At 67.7% G+C, this 20698-nt stretch carries 16 protein-coding genes; 5 read left to right on the top strand and 11 right to left on the bottom strand.

The window, feature by feature from the left end:
• Window positions 1-5: 5 nt before the first annotated feature.
• From IEY58_RS29945 to IEY58_RS29935, 3 genes are all read right to left on the bottom strand, one after another.
• A complete protein-coding gene (locus tag IEY58_RS29945; RefSeq protein WP_229744065.1) occupies window positions 6-1181 on the bottom strand; it encodes an ABC transporter substrate-binding protein in 1176 nt (391 codons plus the stop codon).
• A 133-nt stretch (window positions 1182-1314) separates the two neighbouring features.
• On the bottom strand, window positions 1315-2775 hold the full coding sequence (locus tag IEY58_RS29940) for a glutamine synthetase family protein (protein WP_189051844.1): 1461 nt from the start codon (window positions 2773-2775) through the stop codon (window positions 1315-1317).
• Entirely contained in the window at window positions 2765-4087 is a 1323-nt protein-coding gene (locus tag IEY58_RS29935; RefSeq protein ID WP_189051843.1) for an aromatic ring-hydroxylating dioxygenase subunit alpha, read from the bottom strand. Before IEY58_RS29935 ends, IEY58_RS29940 begins: the two co-directional genes overlap by 11 nt.
• Before the next feature lie 188 nt (window positions 4088-4275).
• Here IEY58_RS29935 and IEY58_RS29930 point away from each other — a divergent pair, with 188 nt between their 5' ends.
• Genes IEY58_RS29930 through IEY58_RS29920 form a run of 3 tightly spaced genes read left to right on the top strand, consistent with a single transcriptional unit; the run spans window position 4276 to window position 6652 of the window.
• Complete coding sequence (locus tag IEY58_RS29930; protein ID WP_189051842.1) at window positions 4276-4599, top strand: 2Fe-2S iron-sulfur cluster-binding protein; 324 nt, start codon at window positions 4276-4278, stop codon at window positions 4597-4599.
• Window positions 4600-4609: 10 nt separating this feature from the next.
• Window positions 4610-5839 (top strand): NAD(P)/FAD-dependent oxidoreductase, encoded by a 1230-nt coding sequence (locus tag IEY58_RS29925; RefSeq protein ID WP_189051841.1) that lies wholly within the window; start codon window positions 4610-4612, stop codon window positions 5837-5839.
• Window positions 5840-5851: 12 nt separating this feature from the next.
• Window positions 5852-6652, top strand: coding sequence for an IclR family transcriptional regulator domain-containing protein (locus IEY58_RS29920; RefSeq protein WP_189051840.1), 801 nt, complete (start codon window positions 5852-5854; stop codon window positions 6650-6652).
• A 116-nt stretch (window positions 6653-6768) separates the two neighbouring features.
• Here IEY58_RS29920 and IEY58_RS29915 read toward each other — a convergent pair whose 3' ends face one another.
• The 5 genes from IEY58_RS29915 to IEY58_RS29895 form a co-directional block, all read right to left on the bottom strand.
• On the bottom strand, window positions 6769-6954 hold the full coding sequence (locus tag IEY58_RS29915) for a hypothetical protein (RefSeq protein ID WP_189051839.1): 186 nt from the start codon (window positions 6952-6954) through the stop codon (window positions 6769-6771).
• Between the two features lie 44 nt (window positions 6955-6998).
• On the bottom strand, window positions 6999-9926 hold the full coding sequence (locus tag IEY58_RS29910; RefSeq protein ID WP_189051838.1) for a PAS domain S-box protein: 2928 nt from the start codon (window positions 9924-9926) through the stop codon (window positions 6999-7001).
• 579 nt (window positions 9927-10505) lie between these two features.
• Window positions 10506-11399, bottom strand: coding sequence for a LysR family transcriptional regulator (locus tag IEY58_RS29905; protein WP_189051837.1), 894 nt, complete (start codon window positions 11397-11399; stop codon window positions 10506-10508).
• A 91-nt stretch (window positions 11400-11490) separates the two neighbouring features.
• The gene (trxB, locus tag IEY58_RS29900; protein WP_189051836.1) at window positions 11491-12492 is read right to left on the bottom strand and encodes a thioredoxin-disulfide reductase; all 1002 of its coding nucleotides are present in this window, start codon (window positions 12490-12492) and stop codon (window positions 11491-11493) included.
• A 109-nt stretch (window positions 12493-12601) separates the two neighbouring features.
• Window positions 12602-14539 (bottom strand): hypothetical protein, encoded by a 1938-nt coding sequence (locus tag IEY58_RS29895; RefSeq protein ID WP_229744064.1) that lies wholly within the window; start codon window positions 14537-14539, stop codon window positions 12602-12604.
• 284 nt (window positions 14540-14823) lie between these two features.
• On the opposite strand from IEY58_RS29895, the gene IEY58_RS29890 reads away from it, so the two are divergent.
• Window positions 14824-16356 carry an ArnT family glycosyltransferase gene (locus tag IEY58_RS29890; protein ID WP_189051835.1) on the top strand — a complete coding sequence of 511 codons (1533 nt, stop codon included), beginning with the start codon at window positions 14824-14826 and terminating at the stop codon, window positions 16354-16356.
• 3 nt (window positions 16357-16359) lie between these two features.
• Here IEY58_RS29890 and IEY58_RS29885 read toward each other — a convergent pair whose 3' ends face one another.
• The 3 genes from IEY58_RS29885 to IEY58_RS29875 form a co-directional block, all read right to left on the bottom strand.
• A complete protein-coding gene (locus IEY58_RS29885; protein WP_189051834.1) occupies window positions 16360-17487 on the bottom strand; it encodes an ABC transporter substrate-binding protein in 1128 nt (375 codons plus the stop codon).
• A 75-nt stretch (window positions 17488-17562) separates the two neighbouring features.
• Window positions 17563-19029 carry a phosphatase PAP2 family protein gene (locus IEY58_RS29880; protein ID WP_189051833.1) on the bottom strand — a complete coding sequence of 489 codons (1467 nt, stop codon included), beginning with the start codon at window positions 19027-19029 and terminating at the stop codon, window positions 17563-17565.
• Window positions 19029-19994 (bottom strand): mitochondrial fission ELM1 family protein, encoded by a 966-nt coding sequence (locus IEY58_RS29875; protein WP_189051832.1) that lies wholly within the window; start codon window positions 19992-19994, stop codon window positions 19029-19031. The genes IEY58_RS29880 and IEY58_RS29875 overlap by 1 nt, the downstream gene beginning before the upstream one ends.
• Before the next feature lie 101 nt (window positions 19995-20095).
• On the opposite strand from IEY58_RS29875, the gene IEY58_RS29870 reads away from it, so the two are divergent.
• On the top strand, window positions 20096-20587 hold the full coding sequence (locus IEY58_RS29870) for an Lrp/AsnC family transcriptional regulator (RefSeq protein ID WP_189051831.1): 492 nt from the start codon (window positions 20096-20098) through the stop codon (window positions 20585-20587).
• Window positions 20588-20698: the final 111 nt, after the last annotated feature.

Genomic DNA, 20698 nt, shown 5'->3' with positions numbered 1-20698 from the left:
CTTAATCAAGGCGCGAGCGTGCAGCCGCCCTCGTTGGCGGGCCGGAACGCCTCAGCCGCCGGGATGGTGCCGACCAGTTCGTAGTCGTCCCAGGGACCGCGGCTCTGCGACGGCTTCTTCACGCGATAGAGATACATGTCGTGCACGGCCCGGCCGTCCGGGCGGATCGCGACCCGGCCGAACAGCGGATCGTCGATCGGCGCGCGCTTCATCTCCTTGACGACCGTCTCGCCATCGATCGACCGGACTGTCCGGACCGCGCGCAGATAGGCGAGGGTGGCCGAATAGACGCCGGCCTGGTCCATGGTCGGCATGCGCCCGCCCATCCGTGCCGCGAAGCGCCGGCTCCAGTCGCGGGTCGCCGCGTTCTGGTCCCAGTAGAACGCCTCGGTCAGCAGCAGCCCCTGCGCTGCGGCCAGGCCCAGCGTCTGGATGTCCGAGATCTGCAGGAACAGGGCGGCCAGCTGCATCTGGCCGGAGATGCCGAACTCGCCGGCCTGCTTGATCGCGTTGATCGCGTCGGCGCCGGTGTCGGCGAGCGCCAGCACCTTGGCGCCCGACGATTGCGCCTGCAGCAGCATGGCCGAGAGGTCGGGCGTGCCGAGCGGGTGCCGGGCCGCACCGCGCACCTCGCCGCCTTCGGCCGTGAGCGCCTCGGTCGCGTCGCGCTCGAGCGTCTTGCCGAGCGCATAGTCGACGGTCAGGAAGAACCAACTCTTGGCACCCTGTGCTGCGAGCGCGTGGGCCGTGCTGTGGCCCTGCGACCAGGTGTCGGTGACCCATTGCACCGTCGTGGGCGCGCAGGCCTTGCCGGTCAGGTCGGACGAGGCGGAACTCGAGGCGAGCGCCGTGCGGTGTTTTTCGCGCAGCGCCTCGGCGACGCCCAATGCCACGCCGGAATTGGGCAAGTCGACGACGGCGGCGACGCCGTCCTCGTCGATCCAGCGGCGGGCGATCGAGACACCGATGTCCGGCTTGTTCTGATGGTCGGCGGACAGGATCTCGACCTTGAGACCGCCGGCCTCCTTGGCGAAGTCTTCGGCCGCGAGATTGGCCGCGGCTACTGATCCCTGGCCGACCTGGTCGGCGAAGGGGCCTGACAGATCGGTCAGCACGCCGATCTTGACCAGACTGCCCGGCACCTCGGCCAGTGCGGACTGCGCCGTCAATCCAGCCAGCAAGATCGCCGCCAGTGTTGCCGGTCTGCTGGTCCTGAAGCGAACCCGTGAAGCTCCCGTCATGCTGTCCCCCTGCTGGATTGCTTCTGCTTTGGTTGGTGCGGGCGTGTGTCGGCGGCCCCTGGCTTTGGCGGCGTCAGAACAGCGAGAAATATTCCCGGTGCTCCCACTCGGTTACCTCGGCTTCGAAGCGGGCGAGTTCGGCGCGCTTCAGGTGCAGGTAATAGTCGACGAAGGCTGCGCCGAGGCCTGCCCGGAGGCATTCGTCCTGGGCCAGCGCACTCAGCGCCTCCTCGAGCCGGACCGGCAGGTGCTCGGCCTTGGTCTCGTAGGGCATGTCGGCCGACGGGCCGGGATCGAGCTGCCGCTCGATGCCGTCGATGCCGGTCAGGATCTGGCTCGCCATGTAGAGATACGGATTGGCCGCCGGCTCGCCGACCCGGTTCTCGAGCCGGGTCGCGGGATCGCCGGGGCCGCCCAGGACCCTGACCATGACGCCGCGGTTGTCGCGGCCCCAGATCGCCCGGTCGGGCGCGTTCGAGTAGGGACGGTAGCGCTTGTAGCCGTTGATCGTCGGCGTGCTGAACGCCGCCGCCGCCCGGGCGTGGGCGAGCAGGCCGCCGAGATAGGCCCGCCCGACGGGCGACAGGACAGCGCTGTCCTCGTCGGGCTGGAACGCGTTCCGGCCGGTGCCGGCCTCGATCAGCGACTGGTGCAGGTGCCAGCCGCTCGACACGACGTTTGGGATCTTCGGCCGGCACATGAAGGTCGCGTGATGGCCGTGGCGCCGGGCGATCTGCTTCACGGCGCTGCGCGCCAGCACGACCAGGTCGGCCGGCGCCAGCCCAGCGCCCGGGCCGAACGTGATCTCGCACTGGCTCGGGCCGAACTCGACCTCCAGCGAGCGCAGCGGCAGGCCCAGCGCCTGCAGGCCGCGCCGCAGATGCTCGAAGATGTCGTCGAGTTCGTCGTAGCGGGCCTCGGTCAGGTATTGGTAGCCCTGGGTGGTCAGCGCCACGTCCGGCGGCGAGCCGGGCTGGCCTGCGTCCGCCGGCGCCAGCCGCGGATCGACCAGGCGGAACAGGTGGAACTCCAGCTCGGCGCCGGCCACGAAGCCGTAGCCCTTGGCGGCGAGCCGGTCGAGTGCAGCCCGATAGAGATCGCGCGTCGAGAAAGGTACCGGGTGCCCGTTGGTGAAGCGCAGGTCGCACAAGAGCCAGCCGGTGTGCGGCGCCCAGGGCAGGACGTTGAACGTGGTTGGATCGGGCAGCATCAGCACGTCGCCGGCGCCCGCCATCTCACTGACGCCGATGCCGGCGCCGGCGGTAAAGACCGGGAACACGGTCCGGTGCGACGTGTCCTTGGCGAGCAGCGACGAGGGGCAGCCGCAGCCGTTCTTGAGTGCTGCCTGAAGTTCCGACGCGACGATGGTCTTGCCGCGCAGGATACCGTGCTGGTCGGCGAAGGACAGGCGGACGATCTCGACGCCGTCGCGCTCGATCCGCGCTTGGATTTCGGTGGCGGCCCGGGCGTGGTCGGCGGTCCACAGGCCGTGGCGCTCGACGAAGCTCGCCCGGCGCTTGCTGTCATGCGGCATGGTCTTTGGCTCCCCATGGCGCGCCGGTCCGGCGCTCGCGCTCGAGCCGGCGCCAATGCTCCTCCCAACCGACGGTCGGCCCGATGCTGTCGATGGTCGCCGGGCCGGTCAGGCCGGCCGCCTCGTCCGGCGACAGCACCATCAACGGCCGCTCGCCTGCCTCGGCCTGGTCGATCGCGGCCTGCAACAGGCGGCGATAGAGCGTGATCGCCTTGTCGGTCTGCCCCAGATGCTCGCGGGTGCGGTCCTGGATGCGGCCCTGGGATTCGACCGCCCACTGGTCGTGGACGTTGATGTCGTTCCCCATGCCCGTATAGGTCTGCTCGCGCTGCTCCTCGGCGCTGAAACCGTAATCATTGGCCTTGTTGCGGCGCGGGCGATAGTCCGGCAGCTCGTAGAGCTCGAGCCGCTGGGCGCGCATCTGCGCCTTGTCGACGGCGCCGGTGAAGCTGGTGAAGATCGCGTACCAATAGCAGGAGGTGTCGTCGACCGGCACGTGCCACTGGGTGATCGTCATCTCGGGGCTCATCGGGATGACGAAGGCGTGCGGGAAGGCGAGGTTGGTCACCCGCACGTGGGTATGCTCGTCGTCGATCCGGCGCAGCGCCGTCAGCCGCAAGCCATAGTCCGCGCGCTCGACCTCGATCACCGGTCGCGGGAATTCGCGGAGGACCTGCGTCATCGGCATGTCCGAGCCGGCTGAGGCGCCGCGGAACTGCTTGCCATAGGCGCCCGACGTGTCCTCGTCCTCGAAGAAGCGATGCAGGAAGGACGCGTGGGCGGGATCGATGCCAACCTCGAGCGCCTGCAGCCAGTTGCAGTCGATGAGGCCCTTGAAGGCGAAAACGTGGCTGTCCGGTGCCGTGAAGCAGTCGAAGGCCGGGAAGGCCGGCGGCTCGCCCTCGCCCAGATAGGCGAAGATGATGCCGCCACGCTCGATGACCGGATAGGACTTCTGCCGGATCCGCGTGCAGAGCGTGCTGCCCTCGGGCTCGGCTGGGGTGTCGAGGCACCGGCCGGCGGCGTCGAACAGCCAGCCGTGGAACGCGCAGCGCAGGCCGCCGCCCTCGAGCCGCCCGAAAGCGAGATCGGCGCCGCGATGCGGGCAGTCGCGATCGAGCAGCCCCAGCCGGCCCGTCTCGTCCCGGAACAGCACGAGATCCTGGCCCAGCAGGCGTACCGGCTTGATCGGCCGCTCGCCCATGAGTTCGTCCGCGAGGGCCGCCGGCTGCCAGTAAAGGCGCATCAGCTTGCCGGCCGGCGTTCCCGCGCCGACGCGCGTGATCCGTTCGTTCTGCTCACGGCTCATCATGATCGGTTTCCTCCCGCACGAGATGATTGATTTGTCCGATTAACGAACATATGTTCGATATTATTCCAATTCGAGACGCGCCGCAATGACGAACCGACGAGGTCGTCGCCAAAAGGGCGCTTGCCATCCGTGATGCTCTGATCGATAATCGAACAATAGTTCGTTAATCGGACAAATGGGAGGAGTCGATGCCGACGATCGTCTATGTGCAAGTCGATGGGGCCGAGCGTCGCGTCGAGGTGCCGAGCGGCCAGAGCGTCATGCTGGGCGCGATCCAGAACAATGTGCGCGGCATCGATGCCGAATGCGGCGGCTGCCTCTCATGCGCCACGTGCCACATCTATGTCGACACGGCCTGGGCCGACCGCCTGCCGGCACCCGACGCGGCGGAGAGCGAGCTCCTGGACGGCGTTGCCGCCGAGCGTCGGCCGACGAGCCGGCTCTCCTGCCAGCTTACGGTCGGACCGGCGCTGGACGGGCTCATCGTCCATGTGCCGGCCACCCAGTCGTGAGGTGCTGCCCGTGACCGCCGGGCTCGTCATCGTCGGGGCGTCCTATGCAGGCGTGCAGATGGCCGCGACCGCGCGCGACCTGGGCTTTGCCGAGCCCATTCTGCTGCTGAGCGAGGAGCCGCACGCGCCTTATCAAAAGCCGCCGCTCTCCAAGGGCTATCTCTCAGGCAAGGTCGATGACGCGGCGCTGCCGCTGCGCGGCGAGGCGTTCTTTACGGAAAATGCCATCGACCTGGTCTGCAACACGCGGGTCGCGGCGCTCGATCTCGCTGGCCGACGGGTGCTAACCGCGGACGGCGTCTATGGTTTCAGGAAACTGATGCTTGCCACGGGCAGCCGTCCGCGGCGGCTCGCCATTCCGGGGGCGGACCTCGACGGCGTCCACGTCCTGCGCACGCTCGACGATGCCCGCGCCCTGCGCGCGGCGATGCGGCAGGCCGAGCGCGCGGTCGTGGTCGGCGGGGGGTATATCGGCCTGGAAATCGCCTCAAGCCTGATTGCCGCCGGCCTGGCGGTGATGCTGCTCGAGGCGGCGGACCAGGTGCTGGCCCGGGTCGCGATGCCGCCGCTCGCCCGGTATCTCGCGCGCAAGCATCGTGAGAAGGGGGTGGCGCTGCGGCTCGGCATGACGGCCAAGGCCATTGTCGGCGACGCGGGGCGCGTTCAGGCGGTCGAATGCGACGACGGCCGGCAGATCCCGGCCGATCTGGTGGTGATCGGCATCGGTGCCGTGCCGAACGGCGAGCTCGCTATCGATGCCGGCCTCGCCACCTGCTCGGGGGTGGTTGTGGTCGATGACCGGGCGCAAACAAGCGTGCCCGACGTCTTTGCGGCCGGCGACTGCGCCTGCGCCGAGCAGGGTGGACGTCTCATTCGCCTGGAATCCGTGCAGAACGCCGGCGACCAGGCCCGGGCCGCCGCCGCGGCCGCGACGGGCCACGCGCCGCCCGCGCGGCCGGTTCCGTGGTTCTGGTCGGATCAATATGACTTCAAGGTGCAGTCCGCCGGCCTCGCCGCCGGCTATGACGAGGTCGCGATGCGCGGGAACGCCGAAAGCGACCGCTTCGCCCTGTTCTATTTCCGCGGCCAGCGGCTGATCGCTGTCGACACGGTGAACCGGCCCGGTGATCACCTGACCGCCCGCAAGCTGTTGGCGCGCCGTGCGCCGCTCACGCCGCAGCAGGCGGCGGACGAGAGCACCGATCTGCGCGCGCTGCTGGATCAGGCCGCTGCCACCTGATAGACAGCAGCCATGGCGAAACTTCGATCACAAGATGCGGCCGCTCGGATCGAGAACGGCCTCGGCCCGGACTTTTCCGAAGCGCTCGCCCGCGGGCTCGCCGTACTGACGGCGTTCGGCACCGAGCGCGGTCCGCTGACCTTGAGCGACATCGCGCGCCTGGTCGACCTGCCCCGGGCGACGACCCGACGCGCGCTCTACACGCTGACACACCTGGGCTTCGCCGAGAGCGACGGCAAGCTCTACCGCCTGACGCCCAAGGTGCTGACGCTCGCCGGCAGCTATCTGCTGTCGAACCAGATCTCGACGATCCTGCAGCCGGCGTGCGACGCCTTGTCGGCGGAATTCGGCGAAGCCGTCTCGGCGGCTGTGCTGCTTGATGACCAGGTCGTCATGATCGCCCACGCGTCGCCGCAGCGCCTGATGGCAGCTGGCGCCGGAATCGGCTTCCGCGTCCCGGCCTATTGCTCGGCACTCGGGCGGGTCTTGCTCGCCGCATTGCCGGATCTGGCGCTCGATCGCTATTTCGAGGTCTTGATGCCGGTCGCCGTCACCGCCGTGACGATCACCGACAAGGCAGCTCTCAGGGCCGCGGTGCTGGAGACCCGGACCCGCGGCTACGCGCTCGTCGACCAGGAGGCCGAGAGCGGCTTCCGGTCGCTGGCGGTGCCGATCCGCCGGTACGACGGCCGGGTCATCGCCGCCATGAACATCGGCGCCCGCGTCGAGCGGAGCAGCGTCGAAGATATGGTGGCGGCCCATCTGGAACGGCTGTGCGCCGTCAGCGACGAGATCTGCCGGCAGCTGATCTAGGGGCGGATCGAATTGACTGGAATCGCGTGGCGATTTCAGTCAATTCGTGAATCCGTCCCTAATCAAATAGTTAGAGCATGGCTGCATTGGCTGGCTCCAGCCAATGCAGCCATGCTCTATTCTTCCTTCGCCTGCATCTCGAGCGCCTCGAGGAAGCGGACGACCCGCGGGATCTCGTCGACCGGCAGCTGCACCGTGCATTCGTCGCCGGATTTGAACTGAATGCAGAATTCGATCTCGCGGCCGTTCTCGATCAGGATTCCCCGGTTGATATGCTTGAACCGGCCCAACATCTTCGCCATCACGCACCTGTTCCAGAATGAATGGATTGGCGCGCAGCTTTGCCTCATCCGGCCTCTTTTTTCCATCCCACGTCGGCGCGGTGCTGGCCGATCCAGTTCGAGACCATCGCCAGCATGGTCGCCGCGTCGAGCGGCTTCGACAGGTAATCGTCCATGCCGGCCGCGATGTAATGCTCGCGGTCGCCCGCCATCGCGTTGGCGGTGAGCGCGATGATCGGCACGCGGCCCCGGCCGTTGGCGAGCTTGCGGATCTCCTGCGTCGCCTGCAGCCCGTCCATGTTCGGCATCTGCGCGTCCATCAGGATGAGATCGTAGGCCTGCTGCTTGACCGCGGCGACCGCCTCGGTCCCATCCTCCGCCACGTCGACCGCATAGCCGGCATCGGTCAACAGGGTCACGACCAGCAGCTGGTTCACCGCATTGTCTTCGGCGACCAGGATGCGCCCGGCCTTGCTTGCGACGGGCGGCAGCGGCGAGGCGCCTGGCGCGGTGCTTCCGCCCGAGGCCTTGTCGCGCGCCGTCTTGTCCTCTGGCACCAGATCCACGGGCGCGGTGTCGGTCACCGGCAGCGTGAGCTCGACGGTGAAGCGGCTGCCGTAGCCGGGCGTGCTCGAGACGCCGATGCGGCCGCCCATGCGATCGATCAGCTGCTTGGAGATGGCGAGGCCCAGGCCGGTGCCGCCGAAGCGCCGGGCGACCGACGTGTCGGCCTGCTCGAATTTCCGGAACAGCTTCGCTCTCACCGTTTCGTCCATGCCGATGCCGGAATCCTCGACATGGATCCGGATGAACGACGCGCCGGTCGCGAGCGCCGTCGCCTTGACCTTGATCGAGACGAAGCCGTGGTCGGTGAATTTCACCGCATTCGACAGGAGATTGAGGATGATCTGCCGGAGCCGCGTCGGATCGCCGAGGTGGGGCAGGTAGGCCCGCTCAGCCACTTCGGCGGTGAGTGTGATGCCCTTGTCGAGCGCCTTGGCCGTCATGAGCTCGACGCAGTTCTCGACGATCGTCGAGAAATCGAACGGCACGGTCTCGAGGTTGAGCTTGCCCGCCTCGAGCTTGGACAGGTCGAGAATGTCGTTGATGACCGACAGCAGCGCGTCGGCGGAGATGCGCACGGCATCGGCGAAGCGCCGCTGCTCGGGGTCGAGCCGGGTCGCGAGCAGCAGGCCCGTCATGCCGATGATGCCGTTCATCGGCGTGCGGATCTCGTGGCTCATGTTGGCGAGGAAGTCGGACTTGAGCTGGCTCGCTTTCTCCGCCTCGATGCGCGCCCGTTCGAGCCGCTCCTCGATCGCCTTCTGTTGCGAGATGTCGCGCATGACGGCGATCATCTCCACAAGCTCGTTCGTCTCCGCTGCGCGGACCAGCGAGATGCGCGCTTCCAGCCAGATCGTCGTGCCGTCGCGCCGGATCACGCGGAAGGCGATGACATTGTCGCCGTCGCCCGCCACGATCGCCGCCATGCGTGCCTCAATGTGCGCGCGGTCCTCCGGATGGCTGAACGTGCCGCGCTTGGTGCCGACCAGCTCTTCCGGCTCGTAGCCCAGTACCGTGCGGCACGACGGCGAGACGTAGCGCAGCCGGCCGTCCGGCCCGCTGCGGATGATGACGTCGCTGACGCTGTTGGCGAGCGAGCGGAATTGCAGTTCGCTCTCGCGGATCGCCTGCTCGATTTCGTGGCGGCGGCTGATGTCGCGGATCAGGCCCAGGACGCGCAACTCGTCGGTCAGCGGATCGCGAACCAGGCGCATGTGGGTCTCGACCCAGACATAGTCGCCGCCTTTGCGCTGGGCGCGAACCTGGGCGACCGCGCTGGGCGCGCCGTTCGTCAGCTGCTCGAACGCATCGGTCAGGAAATGCCGGTCCTCGGGGTGGGCGGCGCCGAAGGTGTTGGAGCCCATCATCTCTTCGGGCTCGTAGCCGTAGAGTTCGCGCGCCGCGGGCGAAATGAAGCGCCGGACGCCGTCGATGTCGGCAAGCACGATCAGGTCCGAGGAATTGTCGGCGAGCAGGCGGTAGAGCCGCTCGTTCTCGAGCGCCGCCTGCTCTGCCAGGCTGCGGCGGTTGAGCTCCCTGAGCGCGAAGGTGCCGAGCAGCAGCGTGAGCCCGGCCGCAAACAGCATGGTGGCCCCCACGACCAGCGCCTTCTGGCGCCATTCGGCGAAGACCGTATCGCAGGCGGTCGCGATGCTGATGACGAGCGGGAACTTGCCGATCCGCTGATAGGCGGCGATCCGTTCGACCCCATCGGTGAGCGAGTGATATTGGAACCAGCCGGTGCTGTTCTGGGCAAGCTTCTGGAACAGGGGAGAGCGGGGAAGGCTTCGCCCCCACTCCGACGGGTTGTAGGGCTTGCGCAGGATCATGGTTCGGTCGACGTTGAACAGGGCGGCCGCCCCGTTCGGCCCGAGATCGATGCCGTCGAACAGGTTCTGGAAGAACGCGAGCTTCAGGCTGCCGGCGACGACTCCGGCAAAGCTGTCGTCCGGGTTGCTGATCCGGCGGCTGAGCGCGATCTCCCAGTCGCCGGTCACGCGGCTCTTGAACGGCGGGCTGATGTAGAGCCCGACGGCGGTATTGTCGCGATGGACCTTGAAATAATCCCGATCGGCATAGTCGCCCGAGTGCGGCTCGGTCGACTGGGAGTCGATCATCATCCGGCCGTCGGCGCCGATCACGGTGATGGAGCCGAAGAACGCCGCCGTCGCCGCCCGATCGAACAGGATCTGGCGCTGGAGGTCGGGCTTGAGAGTCCTCGTTTCGTCGAACTTGAGCCCGTCGATGACGCCCTGCAGCGAGAGATCGTAGCTGGTGATGTTGCGTTCCGCATCGTGGGCGAGCGTCGCGGTCAGGTTCTGCGCGGTCTGCACGGCGTGATCGAGCGCGCTGCGGCGCGAATCCCAGAGTGACCAGAAGAAAACGCTCAAGACGCAGACGGCCACGACACAGCTGCCGGCGATCAGCATCCGGGATTGCCGGGTGCGGGATCCGGGTTGCAGCCGTTTCGACGGCGGTTCGATGGCCTCTGACGCCGGCAAGGTCGCTCCTCGATTGCCGATTCGACCGAGGGTCTGCCTACAGGTCCTAATATATTCTTCAGATTTTATCTATGGCAGCGCAATAACGCCCTGATTGTAGCGACCGCCATGGCCGCCTGTTCAAGGCGCTATTCGCAAGGGCGCGAAAAAAAGGCCGGACACCTTGCGGGTCCGGCCTGAGTCAACAGGGAGGCTTCACGTCTGGGAGACGTAGGATCCGAAGACCCTTTCCCAAGCGCGAGCGCTTGGGAACTCGGTGCCGGCGGCCTCGACCGCCGGCGAATTCGTTCGGGGGAGGGCACGTTGGCCGCGCGCCGCATCGATCCCGCAGCGCAATACTTGGGCAGTTTGCCTGCGGAAACCACCCTAAAATTGGGCAAGTCACCCCTGCGGAGAACGCATCGCCTGTCGTTTATTTGACGTTTTCATGACGAACTCTTGCCGCAATGTGGAAAACGCCCGCGGGAAGGGCGGGCGTTTCGATTGAAGGTGCCAGCGGTATTAGGCTTAGGTCAGGCGGGATTCCTGGACCTTGCGGATGAGGAAGTCGCGGAACACCGCGATACGCTTCGACGGGCGCAGTTCCTCCGGATAGACGAAATAGGCTTCGACCGTGGGGCCGGACAGTTCCGGCAGCACGCGGACCAGGTCGCTCGTCTCCTGGCCCATGTAATTGGGCAGCGAGCCGATCCCGAGGCCGCTCTGCACGGCGCGATAGATGCCGTAGATGTTGTTGACCTTGAGGATCGGCCGGCGCTCGGCTCCCGGCTTGGCGCCGACCTCGGCCAGCCAGTTGATGCTGGGCGTCGGCGGCCGCGAATCGTCGCCGTAGATGACGGTGCGATGCTCGTCCAGATCCTCGGGCCGGGTCGGCGTGCCGTGCTTCTTCAGATAGTCGGGCGACGCGTAGGCATGCGAGCGCACGGTCATCAGGTGACGCTGCACCAGGTCGGGCTGGCGCGGCGGCGCCATGCGGATCGCGACGTCTGCCTCGCGCATGGAGAGATCGAGTTCGCCGTCGTCGACCAGCAGGCTCAAGGTGATCTCGGGATAGAGCTCGAGGAACTCGCGGATGCGCGGCGTCAGCCACGCCGAGCCGAAGGCGACGGTCGTCGTCACCTTGAGCGGCCCCTTGGGCCGGTCCTTGCTCTCCGACAGCATGGCCTCGGTCATCGACAGCTTCGCGAACACGTCGCGCGCCGTGCGATAGAGCAATTCGCCCTGCTCGGTCAGAATGAGGCCCCGCGCATGCCGGTGGAACAGCGGCACCTGCAGGCTCTCCTCGAGCCCGCTGATCTGCCGGCTGACCGCCGACTGGCTGAGGTTCAGCGCATCACCCGCGTGGGTGAAGCTGCCGGCCTCCGCGACCGCATGAAAGACCCGCAGCTTGTCCCAGTCCATTCCCGTCCCCTGTCGAACTTGGCGTCAGTCCACGGGCTGAATCGGAAGTCCCCCCGTCCAACGCCTCCCGCTACCGACCTCGCACGCGCATTTACTCGGCTGCGCGCAGTGCCGTACCGCCTTCGGTGCGATGATTGCGATGCCCTTCGGCCTCTTGGGCCGCGATGAATTTCTCGGCTTCGAGCGCCGCCATGCAGCCCATGCCGGCGGCGGTCACCGCCTGGCGATAGACCTTGTCCTTGACGTCGCCGGCCGCATACACGCCCGGCACGTTGGTCGCCGTCGAGTCCGGCCGCGTCACGATGTAGCCGTCCTGGTCCAGCGTGATCTGGTCCTTGAAAATCTCCGTCACCGGCGTATGGCCGATCGCGACGAAGAAGCCGTCAACCGCCATATGGTTCACGTCGCCGGTGACCGTGTCCTTGAGGCGGAGCCCGGTCACGCGCGGCGGGTTTTGCTCGCCCAGGATCTCCTCGACCGCGCTGTTCCAGATGACGCGGATCTTCGGATTGGCGAACAGACGGTCCTGCATGATCTTTTCCGCGCGCAGGCTGTCGCGCCGGTGGATCAAGGTCACCGTGTCGGCGTGGTTGGTGAGGTAGATCGCCTCCTCGACCGCAGTATTGCCGCCGCCGACGATCGCAATGTTCTTGTTGCGGAAGAAGAAGCCGTCGCAGGTGGCGCAGGCCGAGACGCCGAAGCCGCGATAGGTCTCCTCGCCGGGGACGCTGAGCCAGCGCGCCTGGGCGCCGGTCGCGATGATGACCGTCTCGGCCACGAACACGTCGCCGCTGTCGGCAGTGCACACGAACGGGCGCTTCGAGAAATCGACCGAGGTGATGAGGTCGAACACCATCTTGGTGCCCACATGCTCGGCCTGTTTCTGCATCTGCTCCATGAGCCAGGGGCCCTGGATCACGTCGGCGAAGCCCGGGTAATTCTCGACGTCGGTCGTGATCGTCAGCTGGCCACCCGGCTGCATGCCCTGCACCAGGATCGGCTGCAGGTTCGCGCGCGCAGCGTAGATCGCCGCGGTATAACCGGCCGGGCCGGCGCCGATGATCAGGACTTTCGTATGATGACGCTCGGACATGACTACTCCGGGCCTGTCGCAGGCCACACTGCTTTAGAGAGTATTGAGTTTTACCCCTGAAACGCAAGGGCTAAGGCTGAAAAAGTCTACGGATTGTGTGTCTCCGCGGTCAGAACCCGAACATATGGTCAAGACTGAATCGGCCGTCGGTTCCGGCGAGCCCATGATAGCCGAACAGGCGGCAGGTCGTGTCGCGTACCACGATATAGGCGTCGGTGCCGGCGGCTGCGCGCTCCTCGGCGGTGAAGGTTTCGTGATACCGCCAGAACAGCGAGCCGCCGCACGGGATCTGCACGCGCCGGCGTGCGACCTCGCGGCCCGTCGCGTCCAGCAGCGTGAGGTCGGTCTCGGACAAGGGATGCCAAGGCGTCGACGCCGGATAGACCAGGTGGCAGAGCGTGTCGAGCGGCTCCGCGCCCAGGCGCAGGAACAGGCGGGTCGAAAGCCCCGGCGGCCGGCCGGCATAGCTCTGCGGCTCGTCCTTGTAGGTGAGCACGGTATTGAAGACATGGGCACCGAAGCTCGTCTCCGCCGCATGGCCGCTCGCCCGGTTCTCGTAGCGGAAGAGCGCGTGCAGCCAGCCGTCGACGTCGGTGCCGGCAGCGAAGTCGTAGGTCAGCTCGACATGGCCCCAGGGGAGCGCGGTCGCATCGGCGACGAGCTCGTCGAGCGCCAGTTCCACAGACTCGCGGCGCGCGAGACGGCCGAAGCGCTTGGTGCCGAGCGCGCGGCCGGCCGGGTCATAGGCCGTCGCCTGGATCGGCAGCGCCGCCTGGCTGAGCGCCATGGGCGTCGGCAGCAGCAGGCTCGACCATTGCGCGGGCGGCAGGATCGGCGCCGGCAGGATGAAGCCTTTGCCGAGCCAAGGGCCAAGCTCGGCGATCTTCGGATCGGGCTTCAGGTCCGTGCGCTCGACGTTCGGATGGGCGATACGGGTGCGCGGCCCGCGGATCACTTCGTAGCGCGGGCGCACGACATATTTGCCGGCGGCGATCTCGATCTGCTGCGGCCAGCGCGCCTCGGGCAGCAGGCTCGCCACGTCGAGCGGCACGGTCGCGAACGGGGCGACTTCCTCGGGGAACGGCACGATATGCGCGTCGCCCATCAGGTTGAGCGCGATGCCGCCCGGCGGAATGGCGATCGGCAGGCTGTTCTGGACCCAGAGCACGACACGCTCGTCGGCGCGCGGAGCCGGCAGGCCGGCATAGAAATCGGCCGGCCAGGCGTTGGCGTCGTGGGTGCAGGAGAGCGACGGGCCGTCCTCTTCGAACGTATCGAGCGCGTATTTCACCACGTCGTGGCCTGCGCCGCCGACTGCATGAATGAAGAGCTGGCCCTCGAACGCCGGCAGGCCGAAGCGCGCGCGGACCCGCCGGCTGTCGATCACGACGGCGGACTGGCCGGGTGGGAGCGCCTCGCGCCAGCGCGCCAGCACCTGGCCGTCGGCATCGAACAGGGTCAAGGCGAGCGCCGTCTCCTTGGCGCCGTAGTTCGACCAGTAATTCGCGGTGACGACGCGGCTATGGCTGCCGTCGCGATCGCGGAAGAACGCGAAATTGGTCGCGAAATTGAGCGGGTCGAGATAGTTGCGCGGGTTGGTGATGAGGCTCTGCTCGAGCCGGAGCTCGTCCAGGCTCACGACCTCGGCGCCGGCCGGGACGAGATGGGCGATCTGCTGGGTGAGGCGCTCGGCATCGAACGCGGTGACGAACACCAGGTCGGCCGCACTTCCGGCGAGCGCCGTCACCGGCTTCGTCGCATGGCCGAGCCGCTCCTGGCCGAGGTCGGTCACCGCCTGGACATAGACGCCGGCGATGCGCACGGCCGAGAGGTCGCGCACGGCGGCAAAGCCGGTGGCGAAGCCCAATGGGTCATAGATCGCGACCGAGCGCGCCTCGCTCAAGCGCCGGATCAGCGCCGCCGCCTGCGTCGCCGCCTCCGGATGCGTCACCGCCTTGAAGAAGCTGTTGCCGCCCTTGAGCGACGAGAAGGTTTCGATCTTGAGCGCCATGTCGTCCGGAACTTGCTGGAAAGGGCTTTGGGCCATCAAAGATTGGAAGGCCGCCACGGAAGCGCCATATGGCGACGATCCCCCTGGCCCGAAACCCCGTTCTTAGCATGCGAGACCGGCGGATGCGATCAATCGCGCGGATAGGGCGGGCCTATCGAGCGCGAGTGATCAGGTTGGTCCACCTCTCCACCGTCATCCTCGGGCTTGACGGCTGGAGAGAGGCCAGAGGTAGCCTGCGACCCCGCGTCCTTCTAGCGCCGCGGGCCTCGTTTCTGTAGGGTCGCGCCGCCATGAGATCCCCAAAGAAACCGACCGCCGCCGTGCCTCAGAAGGCCTCGACCGCGCCCAAGACCGCCGCGCCCAAGACCCAGGCCCTGCCGCGCCGCGAGATCGACCCGATGTTCCGCGTGGCACTCCTGATCGTGGGCGCCGTCACGTTCCTGCGCCTGCTCTGGCTCGCCGGCCAGCCGATCGACCTCTATCCGGACGAGGCGCAATACTGGATCTGGGCCCAGAAACTCCAGTTCGGCTACTACTCGAAGCCGCCGATGGTCGCTTGGCTGATCTGGGCCACGACGCACCTGTTCAGCACGTCGGACCTGGCGGTCAAGGTCTCGGCGCCCTTGCTCTATGTCGTGACCAGCCTGGTCGTGCACGCGACCGCGAAGCGGCTCTACGACGCGCGCATCGCCGCGTGGTCGACGATCGCCTTCATCACGCTGCCGGCGGTCTCGCTGTCGGCGCTCATCATCTCGACCGACGTGCCGCTGCTGTTCTGCTGGGCGGTCGCGACCTACGGCTTCGTGCGGGCGCGCGAGGAGGGCGGGCAGCGCTGGTGGCTCCTCGTCGGCATCGCCGGCGGTGTCGGCCTGCTCTCGAAATACGCCACGGGCTTCTGGCTCGCCTCCGCACTGGGCTTCCTCCTGCTGGTGCCGGACGAGCGGCGCCACCTGAAGCCGTTCCTCCTGAGCCTGGGTCTGACGCTTGTGGTCTACGCGCCCAACTTCGTTTGGAACGCGACCAACGGCTTCGTCAGCTACTTGCACACCCGCGACAATGCGAACGTGCGCGACTACGGCCTGCACCCGCAGGCGTTCGCCGAGTTCGCGGGCGCGCAGTTCGGCGTGTTCGGGCCGATCTTCCTCGGCACCCTGATCGTGATCGTCGCGGGCGCCCGGCGCATCGGCGCCGACCGGCGTGCGCTCCTGCTGATGAGCTTCGCGCTGCCGACGCTCGCCATCATGCTGGTCGAGGCGATGCTGTCGCGCGCCCAGCCGAACTGGTCGGCACCGACCTATCTCACGGCGACGATCCTGGTCGTGGCGTATCTCACGCAGAAGGGGCGGGACGGGCTCGTGCAATGGTCCGTCGTGCTGCATGTGGCGCTCTGCGTGCTGCTCCTGGGCGCGCGCGACATCAGCAAGGCGGTCGGCCATCCGATCCCCGGCAAGCTCGACCCGCTGCACCGGGTGCGCGGCTGGCAGACGCTCGGCAACAGCCTGTCGCAGATCCACCTGCAGTATCTCGACCTGCCGCTGCTGGCGGACCAGCGCGAGCTGATGGCGGCGATGATCTATTACATGCAGCCGCACCCGTTCGACATGCGCATGTGGAACCCGGCGGGTCATGTGCGCAACGGCTTCGAGATGGACAACAGCCTCGGCGGCACGCCCGGCGGCGACTATCTCTGGATCACCCAGCGCGAGGGCGCCGAGCGGCAAGAAGTGTTCGACCGCTTCGCCGAGCATGCGCAGGTCGCCCATGTCGTGATCCCGCTCGGCCCCGGCCTGGCCCGCGATGTGACGCTCTACAAGCTCACGGGCTTCAAGGGCTACACGGACGCAAAGCCGTAGCCGTCACTTCGGTTCGGCCGCTGACAGTTCGGCGATACTGAACTGATGTTCGAGCATCGGGGCGCCTCGCGGCGCGGGCTCGTTGCGGAATTGATAGAGGACCTGAAGCGCCTGGTGATCTTCCTTGCGGATCACCATGGCGCCTTTGGGCGTGGCGAAGCGCAAGCCCTCCAGCGCGCCGATCAGCGCCTCGGTCTCGGTTGACGGCGCCGCCTTGAGCGCTGCGACCAGCGCCAGGGCGGCCGTCATACCCTCCGCGGCCGAGCCGTCCGGGTAGGCGTGGAACCGCCGGCGCCAGGCCGCGACCAGCCAGTCATTCACCCGATTGTGCGGGAAGCTGTGGAAATAGGACGTGATCCCGTCGAAGCCGACGGCCGGTAGCGGTGCGTTCGGGGCGAGCGGGCCCAGGTAGGCAAGGCGGATGCCGAACCGGTCGGGGCCGGCGGCGGCGATCGATGGGATCGGCGACGCGGCATCCTGCCAGATTGCCAGCAGCGTCCGGCCGCCGTGGAGATCGTGCAGGCCTTCGAAATCCGTGCTCAGCAGGCTACCGACGTCGGCCGTGCTCGGCGGGACGAGGCGAGCGCCGACGAAGAAGCCAGTGTCGGCGTGCCGGCCCAGCGCCTGCTTCAGGGCCGCGACCGTATCGGCGCCGTCGCGCGTGTCCTCGGCCGCGACGAACAGGTTGAGCTCCGGACGGGCGAGCGCCAGCGCCTCGGCCCGTGCCAGCTGGTCGGCGCTGGCGGCGGTGCTGACGACATAGTGGTTGCTGCCGGCAACGACGCTCGCGCGTGCCTCGGCCACGAGCAGGAGGCGCTGCGCCGCAGAAGCTGCGGGAAGCATGGCGAGTACTGTCTCCGACGGGCCGAACGCGACCGCAATGTCGGCACCGTCGCGATAGGCTGTGCCGGGTTCCTCGACGACGCTGAGCGCGACCGGGCGGCCGCGCACCTTGTTCGTGCCGCTCGTTGCATAATCGAGGCCGAGCCGGAAACCTGCGTCGCCGTGGTCGGCCGCGGAAGCCCCTGGAGCTGCGGGCTCTTCGATCAGCGCGATGCAGATGGGATCGGCCGCGGCGGCGCCGGTCGCGGTGGCGAGCAGGATCCCGATCGCAGCGATGAGCGTGCGCATTCTTCTTGTCCTTCCGCGTCATGGCGCGCGCGAAAGGATGCGCCGGTTTCAGGTCGCGGCCTAGTGCCGGTGGGCTTAGAGCCCGAGCAGCCGCCGGCGCCAGGTGAGCGCCGGGCGGACCTGCATGACGCCGGCTTTGAGGTCGGTGAGCGGCAGGCCCGAGCGGGTGAATACGCCGCGGATATAAGCGGTCACCAGCACGGCGAGGAAGGATGCCCCGATCGTGTCGCTCACGAAATGCTGGGTCGTGGCGATGCGGCTCAAGGCGATCAGCGCCACGAACAGCCAATAGGCCGCGACATGCCGCGGCCACAGCATGGTAAGCGCAGCGGCCAGCGCCGCCACGTTGGTCACGTGCCCCGACGGGAACGACCAATGGTCGCTGCGGAACGACAGGCCGGTAAGCGCGAAGCTGCCGTCGGCGAACAGCAGCTTCGGCCGGGTGCGGCCGACCAGGATCTTGACGATGTCGGCCACAAGCCCGCTCACCAGCACGGACAGGAAGATGAAGGCGGGGACGAGCGACCAGGCGATGAGCCGCTCGCGCCGGGCGCCGGCGCGCGGCGAATGTGCGAGGCCCCAGAGGCCGAGGGTCGCAACCCCCGAGATCACGAGCCAGCCCCAGCCGAGGCCGAACTTGGTGACCCATTGGAACCAGTGGACCAGTCGATCATCGTCGGCCTTGAAATAGAAGGCGAGCGGCCGGTCGATCCACAGCACGGACACAGCAATCCCGGCAGCGGTCGCGAGGCTGCCCATAAGCCAGTTCCGGCGCGCGGACGGCGGCAGGTTGTTGAGGGCGTCGCCCGCCCGGGTGAGGGCGCCGCCGAGCCGGCGCACAAGCCGCCGCGTCCATAGCCGGTCGAGCCCATCCGCCTCGACGATCCAGCGATGGAGGCCCCAGGCGACCACGCCGACCAGGAGGCCGGCAAAGATCGTGTCTGAGAGAAAATGGCCACCCTGGCCGATCCGCACCAGCGAGACCAGCACGCCGAAGCCGAGCGCCGCACCGGTCACCCAGCGCCGCCGGCGCTCGATCGCCGGCAGGAAGCCCAGCGCCACGAGCGAGAAGGCCATGGCGCTGTGGCCGGAGGGGAACGAGCAATTATGGTCGCACTGGTCGCTCGGCTGCAGCACCGGTGTGAATTGCTTGGTGCCGCCGAACTCGACGATCTGGCTCGGCCGCGCCCGGCCCCAATGGTCCTTGAGCACCGTGTTGGTCAAGAGGCCGGGCCCGAGTGCGATGGTGAGCAGCAGGAACGGGATCGTGCGCCGGTCGAGCGGCCCGATCGCCCGGCCGAGGATCCAACCCAAGAGCGCCAGCAGCAGCAGGCCCACGACCAAAGCCCAGGTCGCGACCGGCACGGCGTCGTAGACGACGCGGAACGGCGTCCAGTTGCGCAGGACGAAGCCGCCGTCGGCGCGCCAGAACAGGCCGCTCGTCCAGAGGTCGAGCCCCGGGAACGTCATGAACAAGGCGCCCGCTGCGAGGGCGCCCAAGAGCAGCAGCAGCGGGACCGGCAGTCGCAGCAGAAGCTGCATCACGCCGGCCACAGGCCGCGGTCCTGCATCATCTGGCGGATGCGCGCGCCGGCGGCGCCGGTATCGTCGCGCGGCGTGTAGCTCCAGCTGTCGAGCGTGCCGCCGAACGGGTGCGTGATGCCGGCGGCCTGCATCGCCTCGTGGAACCGCTCGAACTTCTTCGAGCCGCCTTCGAGGGCCAGCACATGGACCGGTTTGCCCGTGGCGCTCGCCTCGGTGATCATCGATATCGAGTCGGCGGTGGCCAGCACATGGTCGGCCAGGCCCAGATAGCCGAAATAGGGATTCTCGCCCTCGCCGGTCCAGATCTCGACGCCCGGGCCCTGGACGCGCGTGCGCAGGATGGCCTCGGCCTCGGCGCCCGTGCGGCGGGAGGTCGTGATCATGAGCCCGGCGCCGTCGCGCGCCAGCGCCGCCAGCCGGTCGGCGATGCCGGTCATGATCTCCGGCGTCAGGCGATAGACGCCGTTGTCGCCGCCGATCACCACGGCGATGCGCGGGTGCGGCAGATGGGCGAGGCGCGGGCGCCAGAGCTCGGCCGCCGCCGCGAGCTTGGCCGGCGTCACCGGATGGACGGCGCCCAGCGAGACCATGACGTTAGGTCCGCGTACCTTGTCGTGATCAGCCACGATCATGAGGTCGAAGCGCGCCGGCGGAATCTTCGGGTCCTGAATCTGGACCACCACCGTGCGGCCCTGGTTCTTGCGCCGGATCGCAAGCGCCGGTGCCGCGGCCCGGCCACCGGCGCCGATCACGAGGCGCGGCCAGGGCGGGTTCAGCCGGTCGCCGGCCCGGCTCGCCGCCGCGGTGCCGTTCCACCATAGCAGCGGCGGCAGACCCTTCCAGGGATAGCGAATCGCGAGCTTCTTTTCGACGAAGGGCAGACCCACCGCCTCGGCGACACCGACCACCTGGCTGCGCAATCCGACCTTGCCGTCATAGAGCAGCCACACGTCCGCGTTCACGCGCTCACTCCTGCCGGTCTCCTATGCATCTTGTTCAGATGTGTTGATTCTGCGGGACAATTTGTAAGATAGTTGCCCAAATTTCTTTGAGGGTTCCCTACATGCGTCGAATTAAACTCGACAGGATCGACCGGCGGATCCTGCGGGACTTGCAGGAGGACGGCCGGATGACGAACGTGGAATTGGCCAAACGGGCCGGCATTTCGGCCCCTCCCTGTCTCCGCCGTGTCCGGGCGCTCGAGGACGCCGGCTACATCAAGGGTTATCACGCCTCGATCGAACCGGATGCGCTGGGCTACGGCGTCACGGTCTTCGCCCATGTCGGCCTGGTGAGCCAGGCCGAGGGGGACCTCAAGGCATTCGAGGACTTGGTCGGCACCTGGCCCGAGGTCCGCGAAGCGCACATGCTGGCCGGCGAGACCGACTTCCTCCTGAAGGTCGTGGCGACGGATTGGGACAGCTACCACAAGTTCCTCACCACCAAGCTCACGACGGCCCCCAACGTCAGCCACGTCAAGTCCGCGCTCGCCATCCGGTCGAGCAAATACGCGGTCGGCGTGCCGATCGACGTGGATGCAGTCGACGAGGACTGACGCCGTCAGCCTCGGTGAGACGAAGGGGCGCGGGACCACGGTCCCAGCGCCCCTTTTCAGGTCTTGGAACCCTCCGTCCGTCATGTCTCGCTTTAGGGGGAGCGACGGCGG

The organism is Aliidongia dinghuensis (assembly GCF_014643535.1).
Taxonomy (GTDB): Bacteria; Pseudomonadota; Alphaproteobacteria; order ATCC43930; family CGMCC-115725; genus Aliidongia; species Aliidongia dinghuensis.
Note: the sequence above shows the minus strand (reverse complement) of the source record. Positions and strands in the feature narration are given on the sequence as shown.